General features: G+C 62.0%; 17 protein-coding genes and 1 tRNA gene. 7 read left to right on the top strand and 11 right to left on the bottom strand.

Annotation, left to right across the window (positions count from 1 at the left end; translation table 11 throughout):
- Positions 1 to 351: 351 nt before the first annotated feature.
- The 3 genes from KVU_RS00440 to KVU_RS00430 are packed head-to-tail and all read left to right on the top strand — an operon-like array spanning position 352 to position 3,669.
- Positions 352 to 1,086: a gluconate 2-dehydrogenase subunit 3 family protein gene (locus tag KVU_RS00440; RefSeq protein WP_044008119.1), complete on the top strand. Its 735-nt coding sequence runs from the start codon at positions 352 to 354 to the stop codon at positions 1,084 to 1,086.
- Between the two features lie 23 nt (positions 1,087 to 1,109).
- The gene (locus tag KVU_RS00435; RefSeq protein ID WP_044007999.1) at positions 1,110 to 2,885 is read left to right on the top strand and encodes a GMC family oxidoreductase; all 1,776 of its coding nucleotides are present in this window, start codon (positions 1,110 to 1,112) and stop codon (positions 2,883 to 2,885) included.
- 10 nt (positions 2,886 to 2,895) lie between these two features.
- A complete protein-coding gene (locus KVU_RS00430) occupies positions 2,896 to 3,669 on the top strand; it encodes a c-type cytochrome (protein ID WP_013383332.1) in 774 nt (257 codons plus the stop codon).
- 67 nt (positions 3,670 to 3,736) lie between these two features.
- Here KVU_RS00430 and KVU_RS00425 read toward each other — a convergent pair whose 3' ends face one another.
- The 9 genes from KVU_RS00425 to KVU_RS00385 all read right to left on the bottom strand — a co-directional run bounded on the left by KVU_RS00425 (position 3,737) and on the right by KVU_RS00385 (position 13,877).
- Complete coding sequence (locus KVU_RS00425; protein ID WP_013383331.1) at positions 3,737 to 4,792, bottom strand: ABC transporter ATP-binding protein; 1,056 nt, start codon at positions 4,790 to 4,792, stop codon at positions 3,737 to 3,739.
- A gap of 3 nt (positions 4,793 to 4,795) precedes the next feature.
- A complete protein-coding gene (locus KVU_RS00420; RefSeq protein WP_014537441.1) occupies positions 4,796 to 6,901 on the bottom strand; it encodes an ADP-ribosylglycohydrolase family protein in 2,106 nt (701 codons plus the stop codon).
- A gap of 16 nt (positions 6,902 to 6,917) precedes the next feature.
- Positions 6,918 to 7,751 carry a carbohydrate ABC transporter permease gene (locus KVU_RS00415; RefSeq protein WP_013383329.1) on the bottom strand — a complete coding sequence of 278 codons (834 nt, stop codon included), beginning with the start codon at positions 7,749 to 7,751 and terminating at the stop codon, positions 6,918 to 6,920.
- Positions 7,748 to 8,593 (bottom strand): carbohydrate ABC transporter permease, encoded by an 846-nt coding sequence (locus KVU_RS00410; RefSeq protein ID WP_193365320.1) that lies wholly within the window; start codon positions 8,591 to 8,593, stop codon positions 7,748 to 7,750. Before KVU_RS00410 ends, KVU_RS00415 begins: the two co-directional genes overlap by 4 nt.
- 70 nt (positions 8,594 to 8,663) lie before the next feature.
- Positions 8,664 to 9,974 (bottom strand): ABC transporter substrate-binding protein, encoded by a 1,311-nt coding sequence (locus KVU_RS00405; RefSeq protein ID WP_013383327.1) that lies wholly within the window; start codon positions 9,972 to 9,974, stop codon positions 8,664 to 8,666.
- A gap of 27 nt (positions 9,975 to 10,001) precedes the next feature.
- Entirely contained in the window at positions 10,002 to 11,003 is a 1,002-nt protein-coding gene (locus KVU_RS00400; RefSeq protein ID WP_013383326.1) for a LacI family DNA-binding transcriptional regulator, read from the bottom strand.
- A 147-nt stretch (positions 11,004 to 11,150) separates the two neighbouring features.
- Positions 11,151 to 11,225, bottom strand: a tRNA-Phe gene (locus KVU_RS00395).
- 109 nt (positions 11,226 to 11,334) lie between these two features.
- Entirely contained in the window at positions 11,335 to 11,796 is a 462-nt protein-coding gene (locus KVU_RS00390) for an RrF2 family transcriptional regulator (protein ID WP_013383325.1), read from the bottom strand.
- Positions 11,797 to 11,876: 80 nt separating this feature from the next.
- Positions 11,877 to 13,877, bottom strand: coding sequence for a lytic transglycosylase domain-containing protein (locus KVU_RS00385; RefSeq protein WP_013383324.1), 2,001 nt, complete (start codon positions 13,875 to 13,877; stop codon positions 11,877 to 11,879).
- Positions 13,878 to 14,009: 132 nt separating this feature from the next.
- Between KVU_RS00385 and dapA the strand changes: the two genes are divergently transcribed.
- From dapA to KVU_RS00370, 3 genes are read left to right on the top strand one after another with little or no spacing between them, the layout of a single operon-like run.
- The gene (gene dapA, locus KVU_RS00380) at positions 14,010 to 14,879 is read left to right on the top strand and encodes a 4-hydroxy-tetrahydrodipicolinate synthase (RefSeq protein ID WP_014537440.1); all 870 of its coding nucleotides are present in this window, start codon (positions 14,010 to 14,012) and stop codon (positions 14,877 to 14,879) included.
- Positions 14,863 to 15,396: an isopentenyl-diphosphate delta-isomerase gene (gene idi / locus KVU_RS00375; RefSeq protein ID WP_044007998.1), complete on the top strand. Its 534-nt coding sequence runs from the start codon at positions 14,863 to 14,865 to the stop codon at positions 15,394 to 15,396. The genes dapA and idi overlap by 17 nt, the downstream gene beginning before the upstream one ends.
- Positions 15,397 to 15,410: 14 nt before the next feature.
- Positions 15,411 to 16,466, top strand: coding sequence for a dipeptidase (locus KVU_RS00370; RefSeq protein WP_013383321.1), 1,056 nt, complete (start codon positions 15,411 to 15,413; stop codon positions 16,464 to 16,466).
- Positions 16,467 to 16,478: 12 nt separating this feature from the next.
- Here the strand turns inward: KVU_RS00370 and tspO are convergent, their stop codons facing one another.
- Both tspO and KVU_RS00360 read right to left on the bottom strand, forming a co-directional pair.
- Positions 16,479 to 16,979 carry a tryptophan-rich sensory protein TspO gene (gene tspO / locus KVU_RS00365; RefSeq protein WP_013383320.1) on the bottom strand — a complete coding sequence of 167 codons (501 nt, stop codon included), beginning with the start codon at positions 16,977 to 16,979 and terminating at the stop codon, positions 16,479 to 16,481.
- A 52-nt stretch (positions 16,980 to 17,031) separates the two neighbouring features.
- Positions 17,032 to 17,484, bottom strand: coding sequence for a c-type cytochrome (locus KVU_RS00360; protein WP_014537437.1), 453 nt, complete (start codon positions 17,482 to 17,484; stop codon positions 17,032 to 17,034).
- Between the two features lie 187 nt (positions 17,485 to 17,671).
- Here KVU_RS00360 and smpB point away from each other — a divergent pair, with 187 nt between their 5' ends.
- Positions 17,672 to 18,145 (top strand): SsrA-binding protein SmpB, encoded by a 474-nt coding sequence (smpB, locus tag KVU_RS00355; RefSeq protein ID WP_013383318.1) that lies wholly within the window; start codon positions 17,672 to 17,674, stop codon positions 18,143 to 18,145.
- Positions 18,146 to 18,167 lie beyond the last annotated feature (22 nt).

Here is an 18,167-nt window from a genome sequence, read left to right as displayed (position 1 = left end):
TGAAAGCTCAATTTACTGCCACCATCTACCACTGGCAATCGCGGCAAAATCCCTCATCCTGACATGAAGGTTTGAGGGTTTTTCGTCACAGTGATGGATAATCAGATCTGGGTCAAATGGCGCGATTCATGTGTCTTGTTTGCCCCTTTGGGCCGCGCTAACCCAAAGAACTGACAGCTGAGACAGCCACTCATTGAGGTAGCCATGCTTTTCATACCTGCGCGCCAGCCGCGCCCGACCTAGGGCACAGCCGTCACACCCCCTCCATCGCCCCAAGATTGACCGCGCCAGTTCCGCTGGCGCAGCAAGCCTATGCTTGCGCTGCTGGACTATGTCCGGAAAGGATCGCCGATGAACCGCAGAGAAGCTTTATTCTCGCTTGGTCTCGCCGCCGCTGTTGCCCCGCTGGCGGCAAAAGGCGTCAAGGCCGAGGAACTGAACGGGTTCCCCACCGCCACCGCACAAAACCCCGATCACCTGCCCGTGCCCGCACGCCGGGGTGGTGAATATGTGGTGTTGCGTGATGAAACCGACCGCAACACCGTCAAGGCCGTCTTTGACCGCCTGATCCCGGCCGATGACCACGGCCCCGCCGCATCTGAAGCCGGCTGTATCGAATTCCTCGATGACCAGCTGGCTGGCACCTATGGATCGGGTGCTGCGCTGTATCTGGAAGGCCCGCTCGACCCCGCCAACGAAGAGGCGATCATGGGCATGCCGCAGTTCCTGTCGACCCCGCGCCAACGCTATGAGATTGGCCTGAAGGCGCTCGAGGCCTATGCCCAGACCACGGATGGCGTCGCCTTTGCCGCCCTGTCGCCTGATCGCATCGACGAGATCCTGACCGGCCTTGAGGCGGGCGAGATCGACCTGGGCCCCGAAATCCATGCCGGCGCCTTCTTTGAACTCATGCTGCAAAACGCGCGCGAGGGCTATTTGTCCGATCCGATTTACGGCGGCAACAAAGACATGGCGGGCTGGAAAATGATCGGTTTTCCGGGCGCCCGTTATGACTATCGCCCCTATATCGACCGCCGCGGCGAGGCGCTGAACCTGACGCCCGTCAGCCTGATCCCGCAAGACTAAAGCCAGATCGAAAGAGACAGAAAATGACTATTGAACGCCCTAAGGCGGATGTCGTGATTGTGGGCCTTGGCTGGGCCGGATCGGTCATGGCCGAAGAATTGACCCGTGCAGGCCTGAATGTCGTCGCGATTGAACGCGGCGCATGGCGCGATACATCGACCGATTTCCCGCCCGCCGTCGATGCGGATGAGCTGAAATGGCACACACGCCGCACGATGCTGCAGCCGATGTCGGTCGAGACCACGACATTCCGTAACCGCATGGATCAAACCGCGGCGCCCGTGCGCAACTGGTCGGCGTTCCAATATGGTTGGAACGTCGGCGGGGCAGGTACACACTGGGCCGGGATGTCCTGGCGCTTTACCCCGTGGGATCTGCAGGTCGCAAGCCAAACGCGCGAGCGTTACGGCGATGCCTTTACTGACAGCCTGAACCTGCAACTGCAGGACTGGGGTATGAGCTATGACGAGCTTGAGCCCTATTATGACCGGTTCGAACGGATCGCGGGCACGTCGGGTATCGCAGGTAACATCAAGGGCGAAATTCAGGCGGGCGGCAACCCGTTCGAAGGCCCCCGTTCGCGCGATTATCCGACACCGCCGCTGAAAGATTCGCATTGGATGAGCAAGTTCCGCGAAACGACGCAGAACATGGGCTATCATCCGTTCACCATTCCGGCCGGCAACCTCAGCCAGGCCTATGTCAATCCGCTGGGCGTCAATATGGGCCCCTGCACCTATTGCGGGTTCTGCGACTTCCACGGCTGCGGGAACTTCTCGAAATCGTCGCCGCAAGCCTGCATTCTGCCGGTGCTGATGCGTCGCCCGAATTTCACCGTGCTGACAGAGACCGAAGTGCTGCACGCTGTGAAACACGAAGATGGTAAAACCGCCAAAGGCGTACGCTTTGTCACCAAAGAGGGCGAAGAGGGCTTCCAGCCCGCCGATGTCGTCGTCATCACCGCATTCCAGATGGACAACGTGCGTCTGATGCTGCTGTCGGGCGTGGGCGAGGCCTATGATCCTGTCAGCCATACCGGCACCGTGGGCCGGAACTACAACTATCAGACCTGCTCGTCCGTAACCGGATTCTTTGACGGCGAGCATATGAACCCCTTCATCGGCGGTGGTGCGCTGGCGGTGCAGATCGACGATTTCAACGGCGATAACTTTGACCATACCGGCCTTGGCTTTATCGGCGGTGCGGGGATCATGGGCTATTCGACCGATGGCCGCCCGATCCAGCGCATGGACAACCTGCGTCCGGGCACCAAGCGCTGGGGCAGCGAGTGGAAATCGGGCTATGCGCGCGATTATGGCAGCAATGGCACGATCTTCTGCCAAGGGACCTCGATGCCGGTGCGCGACGCCTATCTGGATCTGGACCCGACCTACAAGGATCGCCACGGTCAGCCGCTGATGCGCATGACATTCGACTGGAACAAGAACGACCGCGACATGTGCAGCTATGTGACCGACCGCGCGGTCGAGATCATGCGCGAAGTGGGTGGCAGCGATATCATCGTCGACAATCAGGCCGACAAAAGCTGGAACCCCTATATGCAGACCAGCAGCCACACCCAAGGTGGTGCGGTTATCGGGGCTGATCCGACCACATCGGCGCTGAACACCTATTGCCAAAGCTGGGATGTCCACAACGTGTTCGTCGTCGGTGCATCGGCGTTTCCAGCAAACGCCGGTTACAATCCGACGGTGACCGTCGGTGCGCTGGCTGTGCGCGCGGCCCAGGCCATTCATCAAACCTATGTCAACAACCCCGGCCCGCTGGTGGATGCGTAAGGTCATGCCCATGAAAATTCGTTACCTTCTTGCCGGCGCATATCTGGGACTGGGCGCTGTTGGCGCCTATGCGCAGGACTTTGACGCTGCGGTTGTCACCCGCGGCTCAGAGCTTGCTGCGGAAAACAGCTGCACCGGCTGCCACCGTGCAGATCTGACCGGCACCAATATGGGCTGGTATTTCGCGCCCGATATTTCGCCAAATCCCAATACGCTGATCGGGCAGCTCAGCATCGAGGAAATCGTCGCCTACCTGCAAACCGGTGCTGCGGGCGGCGCCGTTGCCGCAGGCCCGATGGTTGGCGTGATCGAGAACAACACCCAGCATATGAGTGTCGAAGATCTGACCGCCATCGCGACCTTCCTCAAGGCATCGCCCGCCTCGGATTACACGCCGGGCGAGCCGCCCGTCATGGACGAGGCGACGCAGGCCCGCGCGGCACTGTCATACGAGGTGAATTGCGCGGCCTGTCATGGCCTGTCGGGCGAGGGGATCCCAGGAATGATCCCGGCCTTTGCCGGCAATCCCAGTATGCTGACGAATGACGCGACCAACGTCATCCACGCGCTGCTGATGGGGGCCCGCGCGCCTGCGACGGAAAGCCTTGCGACCGCTGCCGGTATGCCGTCATTCGCATGGAAGATGAGCGACGCCGAAATCGTCGAAATCCTCGATTTCGTGCGCAATAGCTGGGGCAACAGCGCCGCTGCCGTGTCGATCGACGAGGTCGAGGTCCTGCGCGAAGATCTGGAAGCTGCGCAAAAGATCGTCAGCACCCAATAAGCTGATCTTAAAAGAAAGGGGCGCCGCGGCGCCCCTTTTTATATGGCTTTATACGGCAGACGGCGCGTCAAATCCGCAGCCCTGTTTCGCGGTCGAAAATATGCACATCCCCCTGATCAAGACGCAGCGATATTGCTGCGCCCTCGGTCACGTCGGTGCGGCTGCGCAGCAGACATGTGACCTCTTGGCCGTGCAGATCGGCGACAACAAAGGTCTCGGCCCCCGTAGGCTCGACAATGCGGACGGTCGCAGGGATGCCGCCCGCATCTGCAAAGACCAGATGTTCGGGGCGTTTTCCGATATCCACCGCCGCCCCATCCGCCAGACCGGCCGGCGCGCGAATGCCGGTCGGGGTGCCGTCTTGCAGCACCAGCGCCCCGCCGTCTGCCCGCGCGGCGATCAGGTTCATCGCGGGCGAGCCGATAAATTGCGCGACAAAGGCATTCACCGGATGATCGTACAGATGCAGCGGCGTGCCGATCTGTTCCACACGCCCGCCGTTCATCACGACGATCTTGTCGGCCATGGTCATCGCCTCGACCTGATCATGGGTGACATAGACGATCGTCACCCCAAGACGGCGGTGCAAGGCCTTGATCTCGGCCCGCATTTGCACGCGCAGCTTCGCGTCCAGGTTGGACAAAGGCTCGTCGAACAAGAACACCTGCGGATCGCGCACGATGGATCGCCCCATCGCCACGCGCTGCCGCTGGCCCCCCGATAGCGCGCGGGGGTAGCGATCAAGATAGGGGGTCAGCCCCAGAATATCCGCCGCCCGCGCGACCTTGGCATCCTTTTCCGCCTGCGGTGCCTTGGCCAAAGTCAGCGAAAAGGCCATGTTCTGTGCCACCGTCATATGCGGGTAAAGCGCATAATTCTGAAACACCATCGAGATATCGCGCTGTTTTGGCGGCAGATCGTTCACCACGCGGGGCCCGATGCTGATCGTGCCGGCGCTGATCTCTTCCAGCCCCGCGATCATCCGCAGCAGCGTCGACTTCCCGCAGCCCGAGGGCCCGACAAGCACGACGAATTCGCCATCCGCGATATCGACAGAAACCCCGTGCATGACCTGCAACTGACCATAGGATTTGGTCACATCCTGAATATCAACCGATGCCATATCCTATGCCCCCGTCACACGGACGAGATCGCTGGACAGCGCCCCTTCGGCCACGACCAGGCCGATGCCGCCGCAGGTGAACCCCTCGGGTGCATCGTCGGTGACGGACAGGTGGGTGCCGCCGACCTCGGCCTCGATGGTCTGACCTTTGATCCGGACGCGGAAGGGGGTTTTCGCCGACAGCTTCAACTCAAACGGGGTGGTGGCAAGGATCGTGCTGTCCTCGTCCCGCTCGCGGGTGATCTGCAACTCGCCCGTGCGGGTGGCGCGGATGTAGTAATAGCGCCGCTGCCCCTGCACCCGCACCGCAAGGCCCGCATCGCGGCACAGGTCGATGATCAGATCGGATGAGACGGTGTAATCCGTCCAGTCGCGCGTGCCATGGGCGATCAGCCCCTGCCCGTCCGCTTGCGAGATACGGAAGCTGGGCGGATGACGTTTCGAGAAGACATCCACCGCATTAACCCAGGCCATGCGCCAGAAATCCGCCTCGCCCTCGGGCCGTTTCAGTTCCAGCTCTGGCGTGCCGGACCAGTCCATCCAGTCCAGATGCAGGGTGCCGGACGCGCGCATGCCGTCGGCGGTGGCGACGATACCAACCTCGGCAATGGGCTGGCCGCCAAGGTCGGGGATACGCCATTCCAGCACTGCCGCCTTACCTGCGTGCAGAACCTGCGCAGGCGCGTCCAGATTGATCAGCGCGTCGCGCGCGCCATAATGGCGCAGGCGCAGCGCGACCCTGATCGCGCCTTGGTTACCATCCGCCGCCACAACCCGCGCCCGCAGCACCTGCCCCGGATAGATCAGGGGCGAGGCCATCAGATCATAGGTGCGCATATTCAGCATTTCGGGTGGCGAGAAAGTCGGCGTCACCACAGCCGCCTCTTGCCCGCGGCTGAGGGCCTCATAGCGCAGTGCCAGCATACCGCCCGCATTGCCCACGCCCGCCCCCGGCACCGCGGTTTGGCCCGCCTGCACACGGAAACCCTGCTGGCTGCCGGGCAAGGTGAAATGGAATCGTGCGCCGTCCTTGGCGGGTTTCGCCTTGGCCTCGCCCGCCAGTTGCCGCCCCAGATCCGCAAGCCAAGTTGATATCCGCACCGCGTCGTTGATCGAAAACCCACCATCCGCTGTCGAGATCAGCAGCCGATCCGCCACCGGCCCGCGCCAGTCGGGGCCAGAGTCGATGCCCTCCAGACCCAGCATGATCCCTTGCAGACAGCCGACATTGCCGGCGTTGCAATCCGTGTCCCAGCCCGAGGTATTCACGATCATCTGCGCGCGCTGGAAATCATGGGGCGCGTGCAGCACGGTCATAATCATCAGCGCATGGTTCGGGATGACGTGGCAGTTGCCGGGATATTTGTCATAGCCGTAGTGATCCTCGATCAACTGGCGGCTACGTTGCCAATCATCGGGGGCCTCGGCGTGCCATGTGCGGATATCGGCGATCACCTTGGCAATCAGGCTGTCCTTGGGGATGACCTTCAGGCCGGTGTCGATCAGATGGTTGATATCGCGGCTGGAAAAGGCGGCCGCCTCCATCGCCGCCCAGAGCATGGCGGCATAGACCGATTCCCCGTCATGGCTGACCTTGCCCGCTTGCTCGGCCATTTTGGCGGCACGCGCGGGCTGGTTCGGCGCGATCAGCGCCCAGCCGTCGATGAAAATCTGCGCCCCGATCTGTTCAGCGACCGTCTGGCCGTTTTCCGCGATGGAGCCCGACTGCGGCGCGGGGATGCCCTTTTTCAGGTTCAGCCAAGCCGTATGTTCGGTCGAGTTGCCATAGCCGCCCCACCACAGGATGGCCCGTTCGCGGATGATGTAGTTCATCCAAGCCTTGCCGATATCGCGCGCGGAGATATCGGGGCTGATGCCGTAATCCTCGAGGGCGCGGACAAAGGTAAAGGTGCCCGCCACATCATCATCGGTGATGACCAGCGGCTGGTTCAGGCGCTCGTGCACGTAATATTCGATCGGCCCCAGCTCGCGCATGATGCGCTGATAGGTCCAGCCCTCGAACGGGCGGCCCAGATAGACACCGATCAGCTTGCCCAGCACACCGGCATAGACACGTTCAACATAATCTTTGGGTAGGGTGGTCATCATCATACCTCCGAAAGGGTCAGCCCTTGACCGAACCGCCAGCCATCCCTTCGATGAAGCGGCGTTGCAGCAGGACAAAAAGGATCACAACGGGCAGAACAATCAGCGCGGCGGCGGCCATAATGACCCCCCAGTCCGAGCTGTACTGACCCGAGAGTTGGAAAAAGGCGACAATCGCCGTGGCGCTGTTACCGCCGGGCAAGAACGTGTTCGCGATCAGGAATTCATTCCACGCATTCAGCCCGACGATCAGCGCAACCGTCAGTATCCCCGGCGAGACGATGGGCAGCATCACACGGGTAAAGACCTGCCAATGGGTCGCGCCATCGACCAGCGCGGATTCCTCTAGCTCTTTGGGAACGGCCAGAAAATACGTCCGCAGCAGCATCACCGCAAAGGGCGACCACAGCGCCGTATAGACCAGCGAGACCGCAAAGACATTGTTGATCATCCCCAGGCGCGCAAAGCCGAAATACAGCGGGAACAGGAACAACTGGATCGGCGCGGTGGTCGTCGCCAGCAGATAGAATGTCACGATCTTCCAGCTTTTCACCTTGCGCCGCGCCAGCACGTAGGCGGTCAGCGAGCCGGTGGTGCAGACCAGTATGATCGTCAGCCCCGCCAGCAGCGCCGAATTCAGCATCGTGGTCGAGAAACGTGTCTGCGCCCAAGCTTTGCTGAAATTATCCCAGCGCCAGACATCGGGCAGCGCCAGCGGGCTTTCGATAATCTCGGGCGAGGATTTGAACGCGTTCAGCACCAGCAGCGCGATGGGAAACAGAGTGATGAACAGCAGCACGCTGAGGGCTGTATAGGCCAGAATACGCGTCAGGCGGCTTTCGATCGCATTCATCGGCTCATCTCCTTTGACTGCTCGCGGATGTAAAAGGTGGTCGCGGCAAGGCCGAACAGGCTGATCACCACCGCCACCGCCGCCGCTTTGCCCACCGCCAGATCGTAAAAGGCGTTGCGATAGGCCAGCGTGGACAGCACTTCGCTGGAAAAGGCCGGGCCGCCTTGGGTCAGGACATAGACAAAGTCAAAGACCAGGAACGACCAGATCACCGTCATGATCATCATCAGCGTGATGGTCGGACGAATGGCGGGCAGCAGCACATAGCGCAGAAGCTGCCAGAAACTCGCGCCCTCGATCCGGGCGGCTTCGACCTGCTCGGACGGCACTTGCCGCAGGGCCGCGAAAAAGATCACACAAAGGAAACCCCACCAGTGCCACAGGTCCACCGTGGCGATGGCAAACAGCGATGTGGCGGTGGAGCTGAGCGGATCAATCGTCGGAAAGCCCAAGCGCTGCAGCATACCGTTCACGCCGGTGACGGGGCTAAAGATCATCCCCTGCCAGATCCGCGCCAGAATGACGGTCGCGATGATCATCGGCAGGAAATAGATCACCTGAAAGAACATGCTGCCGCGTTTGGCGACCAGCAGCAGCGTCGCCGCCAACAGGCCCATCGCGATGGGCACTGTCAGGAACAGCGCCGTCCATTTGATATTATTCCCCAGTGCCCGCCAAAAGATGCGGTCGTCCCAAAGCGCCTGAAAGTTCGCGAAGCCAATAAACGTCGGCTGCGAGATGCCGTCCCACCGGAAAAACGCCAGCGAGATCGTCAGCAGCGCGGGGATCAGGATGATGGTGACATTGATCACCAAAGTCGGCACGAGATAGAGGCGGTGCATCAGCCCCTCCTTGACATCAAGGTTGATCCGGCTGGCAGCGTCATGCCGCCAGCCAAATGGCAAGATTGCCCTATCGTGCGGGGGTGGCGGGGACTTTGCCCTCGTCGCGCTCCTGGCGGAAAGTGGTGTCCAGCTGGGTCAGGAATTGCTCGACCGTTTGCTGGCCGACCCAGACCTCCTCGATGCCGCTGACCAGATAAGTCACCGTTGCAGGCGGCAAAAAGGTCCAGGTGGTATAGCCGTATTCATCCTCGGACACGGATTGCGCCAGATTCTGCATCGCCGTGGTGTAAAGCGGCAGCACATCGGGCGGCAGCTCGACCCCCGACAGATCCGACAGCGGCATGTTCCATTCGCCCTGCCATTCGGCATTCATCGCCTCGTAGGTATCCTCCGAGAAGATAAAGTCGATGACCGCCGCCGCCCCATCGGGATTGCGCGACGCCGAGGCGATGGAGAAGGTCGACCCGACGCCCAGCGGAAAAACCGGCTCGCCGACATCCGCGGCGCTCGGGAAGCCGACAAAGCCCGCCTCGGCGTTGTTTTGCGGGAAATAGGTCGGGATGTGCTGGAACTGCCATGTCCCCGACGGCATCATGCCCGCCTGCCCCGCCGCCAGCATCGAGACCTGCTGCTCGCCACTGATGGAAAAGTAGTTCGGCCCGAAATAGCCCTTTTGCCACCAATCGTTCAGTCGGGTGATTGCGGCGACAAAGGGCTCTGCCGTCCAGGGAATCTCGCCGGTCAGCGCCTTATAGACGTTTTCCGGCCCTGCGACGGCGTTCAGGGCGATGGTGACATAATGTTCATTGGTCGGCCGCCATAGCGCGTTGCCCGAGGCAAAGGGAATGATCCCCTCGGCCAGCATGGCATCGGCGACCGTCTCGAGGTCTTCAAGCGTGGTCGGCACCTGCCAGCCATGCGTCTCGAACAGGGTCTTGTTGTAGTAAAGACCCAAGGTTTCATAGGTCTTGGGCAGCGCATAAAGCGCGCCGTCATAGCGGCCCATTTCCAGAAAAACCGGCAGGATACTGTCGTTCCAGCCATAGGTTTCGGCATAGCTGTCCAGTGCCAGCAACTGCCCCGCCCGCGCCATCGGGGCGACATAGCTGGGGCCGCCGGTATAGACGATATCGGGGCCACTGCCCGACAGCAGCGCGATACGGATCTGGTTATCCAGCCCCGCGCCGCGATATTCGATGTTCAGCGTCGTGCCCGCATTCGCCGCCTGAAAGGGCTGGACGATATTGCGCGCGACCACATCTTGTTGCGCAGGCGTTGCGGTTTCATACCACCACGACACTGGCCCCTCGGCCCAAGCCGCGCCGGCCACCAAGATGGACAACGCACTGGCACCCATTACCTTTTTCGTCATCGTCATGTTCTCCTCCCCCAAGGATTGACACGTTCAGGCGGACCCCCGCAGAACGAGTTCGAATGGCATCTCGGTGACGGTTGCGGCCCCCTCAAGCCGACCGTCGATGCGATTAAGCAGGATCTGGGCGGCCGTCTCGCCCATGCGATCTTGAAATTGCGTGACGCTGGACAATGGCGGCGTCACCAGCGGCGCGGCAGAAATATTGTCGAAACCGAACACCGCGATATCGTCCGGAATGCGCAGATTTTGCGCGCGCAGTTCCAGCATGATGCCAATGGCCAGCAGGTCATTGGCGGCAAAGATCGCGGTAATTCCGGCCTGCATCTCTAATATGCGACGGCCCGCAATGCGGCCCGCAGCCTCGTCGAATTTAGGCACACCGACCACGACCGGGTCGCAGCCAGCGGCGATCATTGCCGCGCGATAGCCGTCAATGCGCACCTGTTCGGGGCCTCCCGCCCCGGCGATGATGGCAATGCGACGGTGCCCACGCGACAATAGGTAATCGACGACCGCAACGGCCGCAGCGCGCCCGTCGATAAAGATGTCGTCGATCGGCACTGCGCCACCGGCTTTGCGTGCGGCCTCGACCCGCACGACAGCGATGGCATTTTCGGTCAGGATCTGCAGCGCCTGCGCGCGCAGGGTGAAAAAGACCCCGACCACCCCATCGACCCGCCCCTGCAGCGCCCATTGCAAAAAGTGCTGCTCGCGCGTGGGGCTGCCGTCGGTATTCAGCGCAATGACATCATAGCCATGCGCCTCGGCGACGCCCTGCACACCGCGGATCAGATGCGGATAAAACGGGTTGGTGATGTCGGGCACAACGCAGGCAATCGTCATGGTACGGCGGGTCTTCAGCGCCTGCGCCAATCTGTTCGGCACGTAACCCAATTCGCGTGCGGCGGTTTGGATACGTGCAACGGTTTCTTCGGGCAGGCTGGCCGCATTCGCGCCCCCCAAAACCAGTGAAACACTGGCCTGAGACACACCTGCACGCTGCGCCACGCTTTTCTGGGTTACCCGCGCCATTGGCATCGAATCCTTACTCATACGAATTAGTAATTCGTATAACAGGGTCGATTTCTGTCAAGCGGCATTTTGACGCAACGGAAAGCAGCACTACGCAACGGCAAAAACCGGCCACATGCAGCATGTCATCAATTTGAAGGTAAAAGATGGTGCCCAGGGGCGGAATCGAACCACCGACACGAGGATTTTCAATCCACTGCTCTACCCCTGAGCTACCCGGGCACCGGTTCACAAGCGCGTTGGCCTGTTGGGTAGGGGCCTTCTAGGCGACACGCGCAGGCCTGTCCAGAGGCATTTTATCACAATGCCACTTGACCATACGTCGAAAGCCTCAAGCCGGTTCGGGCGATGCGATGACCTGCGCCACAACGGCGGGCTGCGCGATCAGATCGGCCAAAGTCAGCGAATCGATGATCACCAGATAGGACCAGAACACTTCGGAAAACGCGCGGCGCAAACGGCATGTCGCCTCATCCGAGCAATCTTCGCAGCGCTGATAGGCACTGCGCGACAGGCAAGGCAGCGGTGCGATCGGCCCATCGATCAAGCGCAGCATCTGCGACAGTTGCACGGCCTCCGGCTCTTTGATCAGCGTATAGCCGCCCGCGCGCCCCCGGATCGAGGCGATCACCCCCGCGTTGCGCAATTCCAGCAAAATATGTTCCAAGAACCGCTTGGGCGTGTCGGACCTGCGGGCGATTTCCTCGATCCGCATGGCCGCAATGCCTTCGGCCTTGGCATCAGCCAAGACCATAAGGGCCTTGAGTGCGTATTTCATCTTTTGGGTGATCATATCTAACACCTAGACCCAGCCGGACAGCTGTTCAACGGTACCGGCGGGGGGCATGGTGGAAAAGGCGTAAAAAACGACCTCTATTGTCGCATTTCTGCCGCGCGTATTGGGCGCAGCGGGGGGCGCGGCACGGGTTTGGTGCCCTGCAACAACTGTGAAAACGACACTGGCGCTGGCGTATCGCCCGCCGCTGTCAGACGCGCGTGATAGACAGGGATCGATTCGGTGACCCGCATGACGTAGTTGCGCGTCTCGGTAAACGGGATGTTTTCGATCCAATCGATCACATCCACCCCGTCATCGCGCGGATCGCCGCGCGCACTGACCCATTGGTTTACCCGCCCCGGCCCCGCGTTATAGCCCACCGCGATCAGCACCGGCGATGCGCCAAAGCGCAGCTCGAGATCCGCCAGATAGCGCGCGCCAAGGCGGGCGTTATAGCGCCAGTCGGATGTCAGGCGGGCGCGCTCATAGGGCTCGCCCAGCGCGCGGGCCATTTCCTCGGCAGTGCCGGGCATCAATTGCATCAGGCCCAGCGCACCGACGGGACTGCCGACGATGGGGTTAAACTCGCTTTCGCGCCGCGCGATCGACAGCGCAAGCTCTGGCGCGGCGGGCAGGTCAAGCTGCACCAGCGGATGGACGGGATAATAGATCGAGGGCAGGATGATCCCCCGCTCTGCCGCCGTTTTCCCGACCAGCACGGCCAAAAACGGCTCGTCCATATCCGCCAGCAATGCGCCAAGCTGGCCCAGATCGGGGCGGGACAGGGTTTGCCCCAGTTTCACCGCGAACAGCACCGCCTTGCCACGATCCTCGGCCGCCAGCAGCATCAACATAGCGCGGGTCAGGTCGTTTTGCAGGAAAGACCCCTCGCGCCAATTGCCAAATTGCTCGCGCCCCGACAGATTTTCATCCAGCGGCAGGCCAAGTTCTTCGGCGGCGAGCAGACCGTAAAAAGCGGTCTGATGCTGGGCAGCGGCGGTATAGAACGGGGTCGCATCCGCGCCCAGCGCGGCGGCGGCGCGGCCCTGCCAATAGCCAGCGCGGGCCAGGCTGATCGGGCCGGTGGATATCTCGGCCACGCGGGCGAAATGCTGCTGTGCAAGGGCGGCATCATTCATATGGCGCAGGGCGACATAGCCCGCGACCCATTCCAGATCAGCCATCGCGCTGGCCTGATCCGGCCCCAGATGATGGCGCGTGGCAACCAGATAGGCGTCATCCGCCCGCCCCTCGCGCATCAGCCACCGCGCAAGCTGGCCGCGCCATGACGCCCAGCGAAAAGGCTGCCCCAGGCTTTCGGCGGAATGCGAGCGCGCCTCGATCACGCCGATCGCCTCGGAATAATTGCCGCTATCGGCCAAACGGTTAAAGCGGTCATAGGCAAGGCCGGGGTCCGCAGTCAGTGTCTGCGGCACATCCAGCAGCCGCGCCTGTTGATCATCGGCGTTGCGGATCAGGGCAATGCGGGCGGCGGCCAGCTTTTGGTGATCCGCGTCCAGCAGCGGCAGCAGGCGCTGCGCATCGCTGACACGCCAGCGCCACAGCATCGCATCGACCCGCTGCCAGATGCGGGGTGCCAGCAAATCGGAATGCGCGGAAAGCAGCGCCGCCTCGCCCAGCTCGTCCAGACCCAGACCGACCCAAGCGGCAATGATTGCCGTCTGCGCCTCGGCCCCGCGGCCAAGGGTTGTCAGCGCCTCGGCATAGCGCAGGGCGCCGGTCGCGGTTTGGGGCGGCGCCTCGGCAAAGAACGCCAGCACGGCGCTGGCGTCATATCCGGCGGGGATCAACTCCTCGGCGCTGGCGCGCAGGCCCTCGCGGGCGGGCCAATCGGGGTGCGTGTCCAAAAAGGCAGCGGCCTCCGTGAATGTCCCCTCGCCCGCGCGCAGGCGCAGCCATGTGACAACATCCACCGCCACCTGCCCCTGCGGGGCGGCGTTCACGGTCGCGGCCAGCCAATCGCCATTGTCGGCGGCCGCAATCACGGGCTGGAACGCGTGCTGCGCCTGCCCGGCTGCGGGTGCGGCCAGCATCAGCGTCAAAATTCCAAGTGTTTTTCGGATGAATTTCTGCATAGCGCGGCCAGAGTAGTTTACGCCTTCTTGCAGGCAACTCACAAACTTGGCAATCGGCGTGAAGCGGACTAGTTTCCGCCCATTCGACTCAACGGTCAGCCGGGTTGGCTGGCCCATCAAAGGAAGCGCGTCATGATCAAGGGTTCACTCCCAGCACTTGTTACACCGTTCAAGGACGGCAAGGTGGATCTGGACACGCTGAAAAAGCTGGTCGAGTGGCAGATCAACGAGGGCTCGAACGGTCTTGTTCCCGTCGGCACCACGGGCGAGAGCCCGACCCTCAGCCACGAGGAACATGACCTGGTCGTCGCCACCGTGATCGAAATCGCGGCTGGCCGTGTGCCGGTTGTCGCAGGCGCAGGTTCCAACAACACGATCGAGGCCGTGCGCCTGACAGAGGCTGCAAAGACCGCAGGGGCCGCCGCCGCGCTGGTTGTGACCCCCTATTACAACAAGCCGACGCAGCGCGGTCTGCTGGCGCATTTCCATGCCGTCGCCGAAGTTGGCCTGCCGATCATCATTTACAACATCCCGCCCCGTTCGGTCATCGATATGATGCCCGCCACGATGGGCGAGTTGGCCAAGCATCCGATGATCGTCGGCGTCAAAGACGCCACGGGTGATCTGTCGCGCGTGGCCAAACAGCGCCAAAGCTGCGGTCATGATTTCGTGCAACTGTCCGGCGAGGATGGCACCGCTGTCGGCTTTAACGCCATGGGCGGGGTTGGCTGCATCTCGGTCACTGCAAACGTTGCGCCGCGCCTGTGCGCGCAGATGCAGGCCGCGACGCTAGCGGGCGATTACGCCACCGCCCTGACCTATCAGGACCGTCTGATGCCCCTGCACGAGGCGATCTTTATCGAGCCGGGCGTCGCCGGGTCGAAATATGCCATGTCGCTGCTGGGCCTGTGCAGCGCCGAAGTGCGCTCGCCCCTGACCGAACTGCTGGACAGCACCAAAGACGCGATCCGCGCCGCCATGGTTCATGCAGAGCTCCTCTGACATCCTGGCTTGGGTGGATGGCCGCCTGGTGGCGGTCGACAAGCTCGCGGTGCATCACCGCGGGCTTTTGCATCCGGCGATCAGCGTGTTCGTGCTGCGGGCGGGCCAGATCCTGATGCAGCAGCGTGCCGCCGGAAAATACCACACGCCACTGCGCTGGACGAATACCGTCTGCACGCATCCCCATGCGGGCGAGAGCGATCATGCCTGCGCGCTGCGGCGATTGCGCGAGGAAATGGGCATCACCGGCCTTGATCCCGTGTTGCGTGGACGCGTCACTTACCGCGCCGATGTCGGCGGCGGTCTGACCGAACATGAAGATGTCGCGATTTTCACCGCCACCGCGCCGGATGATCTGCAGATCGCGCCCGATCCTGACGAGGTCGCCGATTACCGCTGGATGTCCCTGCCCGATCTGGATGCCGCGCGGCGGGATAATCCCGCGCAATTCACCCCTTGGCTGAACATTTACCTTGATCAGCACCGGGATTCGATTTTCGGTGAGGCACAGACCTAACCCGGACATTTCCCATGACAATTCCCGTATTCGATGGCCATAACGATTTCCTGCTGCGCATGAGCGCCCATCCTCAGCGCGACAAGCTATGGCTAGAGGGCGATGGCAAAGGCCAGCTTGATCTGCCCCGGATGCGGGCGGGCGGCTTTGTCGGCGGGTTCTTTGCGATTTATATCCCTTCGCCGCGCGCAGATATGCCAGCGCTGGATATGGATGCGATGCTGACCAGCCCCAGCTATACGATGCCGCTGCCGCCGCCGCTGGAATTGGATTACGCGCAGGCGATTGCCGTGCAGCAAGCGGGCCATCTGCTGGCGATGGAGCGTCTGGCCCCGGGTGATTTCAGCATCATCCGCAGCACAACCGATTTGCATGCCGCGCTGTCCGCGGGCCGTATCGCGGGCATTATGCATATGGAAGGGGCCGAGGCGATCGACACGGATCTTGACGCGCTTTACGCCTTTCACGCCATGGGGCTACGCTCGCTGGGGCCGGTCTGGAGCCGCCCGACCGCCTTTGGCCATGGCGTGCCTTTTGCCTATCCGTCGACCCCCGATACCGGCCCCGGCCTGACGGATGCGGGCAAGCGGTTGGTCAAAGCCTGTAACGATCTGAAAATCATGCTGGATCTGTCACATCTGAACGAGGCTGGCTTTAACGATGTCGCGGCCCTATCGAATGCGCCGCTGGTTGCGACCCATTCCAATGCCCATGCGGTGACGCCATCCGCCCGCAATCTGACGGATCGCCAGCTGGGTATGATCCGCGACAGCGGCGGCATGGTGGGCCTGAACTATGCGACGGCTTTCCTTGGCACGGGATCGCGCGCGGGCGTCGGTTGGGAGCAGATGCTGCGCCACCTCGACCATCTGATCAGCGTGCTGGGCGAGGATCACATCGGCCTTGGTTCCGATTTTGACGGTGCGCAGGTGCCCGATGTGCTGTCGGACGTCGCGGGGATGCCCGCCTTTTTCGACCAGATGCGCCAGCATGGCTATGATGCGGCACTGATCGAAAAGATCAGCCACAAGAACTGGCTCGGCCTGCTGGAAAGAACGTGGGGCGCCTAAGCGCCCCATCCCCTATCTGCCGCTTTCACCCACGCGCAGCTGCCCCGGATCAATCGGCACCACGAACGGGTTCAGGCGAATGATCATCAGGTTCAGCGCGGCGGCATAGGTCAGCCAGACCAGATAGGGCACCAACATCAGCCCCGCCAGCCAGTCGATCCGCCAATGCAGCACCAGCGTGCCCAGCACCATCAGCCACAGCAGGATGATGACGCCCATGCCGATGCGGATGCGGTGCAGGCCAAAAAAGACCGGCGTCCACAGGACATTCACGGCCAACTGACCCGCCATAAAGGCCAGCGCCACATCCGCGCCGGACTTTCCGGCCACGCGCGCGCCTGCAACACACATCAGCAGATAAAGCACGGTCCATGCGATGGGAAAAGCGATGGGCGGCGGCGTCCATGACGGCTTGCGCAGCGCCGTGTACCAATTGCCCGGTTGGAACAGCATTCCCGAAATACCGGCGGCCATCACCCCAACCAGCAGCGCCCCAAATACCATAAGGTCCATCACGCTCTCCTTGTTTCAGGGGCATACTACGCCGCCGGGGGCGCAGATCAACCTAATTGCCAAGTCCGCTGAGGTAAGCCCACAGATCCGCTGCATCCGCTGGATTTGATACGACAAAAGCCATCCGGCTGTTGGCGCGCCGATCACTAAGTCGCTGCTGCAAGAACGGGCCCGGGCCGGTGACAAAGGCGACAAAGCTCGGCTCGTCCCACAGCATGGTCCGCGCAGCCAATTGCTGCATTGCGGTGCTATAGACAAAGCCCTCGGCAGTGCCGGCGGGGCGGCGGGCGAGGCCAAACAGGTTCGGGCCGGTACGTGCGCCCGTGCCGACCAACATGCGCCCGCCATCATCGCGCAGCACATGGCAACTGGTGCATTGGCGCGCAAAGCTGCGGGCACCGGCCTCGGGGTCGGCCGCAAAGACAGGCGCGGCTACGCCAGCGCCCATCATCGTCATGGCGAACAGCGCCGCGGGGCGCACCAGCTTTGACATCAATCCCGACACGGCACTTCCCCACATTTGGCCGCCCCGAAGGGCAAGCCGATTCGATGCGCAGATAATTCCTCGTTAACGGATTTCAAAGGGCTTGGCCCTTCAACCTGTTGCGAGATCAGGCAATTGGGTATCAAAGCCACAGCAGCCGCCCCGCGCCCACTGGACTTAATCCCGCGAAATCCCTATCTGCGACAGCATGGCCAAGGATAAAAACACCAACTACCAAGTCCTCGCAGAAAACCGCCGCGCGCGGTTTGATTACCAGATCGAAGAGGATCTGGAATGCGGTATCGTGCTGACCGGATCCGAGGTGAAATCCCTGCGCACCGGCAAGGCGAATATCGCGGAAAGCTATGCCTCGGTCGAAAATGGCGAGTTGTGGCTGATCAACGGCTATATCGCCCCCTACGAGCCTGCCCGCACCTGGGGTCACGAGGAGCGCCGCCACCGCAAGCTGCTGGTCAAGCGCAAGGAACTGGCGCGCCTATGGAACGCCACCCAGCGCGAGGGCATGACCATCGTCCCGCTGGTGCTGTATTTCAACGACGTCGGCCGCATCAAGATCAAGATCGCCATCGCCAAGGGCAAAAAGCTGCATGACAAGCGCGAGTCCGAGGCCAAGCGCGACTGGGATCGTCAAAAGCAGCGCCTGCTGAAGGACCACGGCTAAGTCTTGCTTCCGATCCTCGCGG

Origin of the sequence: Ketogulonicigenium vulgare WSH-001, assembly GCF_000223375.1 — a bacterium.
Lineage (GTDB): Bacteria > Pseudomonadota > Alphaproteobacteria > Rhodobacterales > Rhodobacteraceae > Ketogulonicigenium > Ketogulonicigenium vulgare.
The sequence above is the reverse complement of the archived record's forward strand: the minus strand, read 5'-3'. Positions and strand labels throughout refer to the sequence as shown.

Coding starts and splice junctions, on each gene's coding strand:
- KVU_RS00410 (WP_193365320.1), bottom strand. CDS start 8,593: ATGCACCGCCTCTATCTCGTGCCGACTTTGGTGATCAATGTCACCATC.
- KVU_RS00415 (WP_013383329.1), bottom strand. CDS start 7,751: ATGAATGCGATCGAAAGCCGCCTGACGCGTATTCTGGCCTATACAGCC.
- KVU_RS00420 (WP_014537441.1), bottom strand. CDS start 6,901: ATGATGACCACCCTACCCAAAGATTATGTTGAACGTGTCTATGCCGGT.
- dapA (WP_014537440.1), top strand. CDS start 14,010: ATGATCAAGGGTTCACTCCCAGCACTTGTTACACCGTTCAAGGACGGC.
- idi (WP_044007998.1), top strand. CDS start 14,863: ATGCAGAGCTCCTCTGACATCCTGGCTTGGGTGGATGGCCGCCTGGTG.
- KVU_RS00400 (WP_013383326.1), bottom strand. CDS start 11,003: ATGGCGCGGGTAACCCAGAAAAGCGTGGCGCAGCGTGCAGGTGTGTCT.
- KVU_RS00405 (WP_013383327.1), bottom strand. CDS start 9,974: ATGACGATGACGAAAAAGGTAATGGGTGCCAGTGCGTTGTCCATCTTG.
- KVU_RS00385 (WP_013383324.1), bottom strand. CDS start 13,877: ATGCAGAAATTCATCCGAAAAACACTTGGAATTTTGACGCTGATGCTG.
- KVU_RS00425 (WP_013383331.1), bottom strand. CDS start 4,792: ATGGCATCGGTTGATATTCAGGATGTGACCAAATCCTATGGTCAGTTG.
- KVU_RS00370 (WP_013383321.1), top strand. CDS start 15,411: ATGACAATTCCCGTATTCGATGGCCATAACGATTTCCTGCTGCGCATG.
- KVU_RS00440 (WP_044008119.1), top strand. CDS start 352: ATGAACCGCAGAGAAGCTTTATTCTCGCTTGGTCTCGCCGCCGCTGTT.
- tspO (WP_013383320.1), bottom strand. CDS start 16,979: ATGGACCTTATGGTATTTGGGGCGCTGCTGGTTGGGGTGATGGCCGCC.
- smpB (WP_013383318.1), top strand. CDS start 17,672: ATGGCCAAGGATAAAAACACCAACTACCAAGTCCTCGCAGAAAACCGC.
- KVU_RS00390 (WP_013383325.1), bottom strand. CDS start 11,796: ATGATCACCCAAAAGATGAAATACGCACTCAAGGCCCTTATGGTCTTG.
- KVU_RS00435 (WP_044007999.1), top strand. CDS start 1,110: ATGACTATTGAACGCCCTAAGGCGGATGTCGTGATTGTGGGCCTTGGC.
- KVU_RS00430 (WP_013383332.1), top strand. CDS start 2,896: ATGAAAATTCGTTACCTTCTTGCCGGCGCATATCTGGGACTGGGCGCT.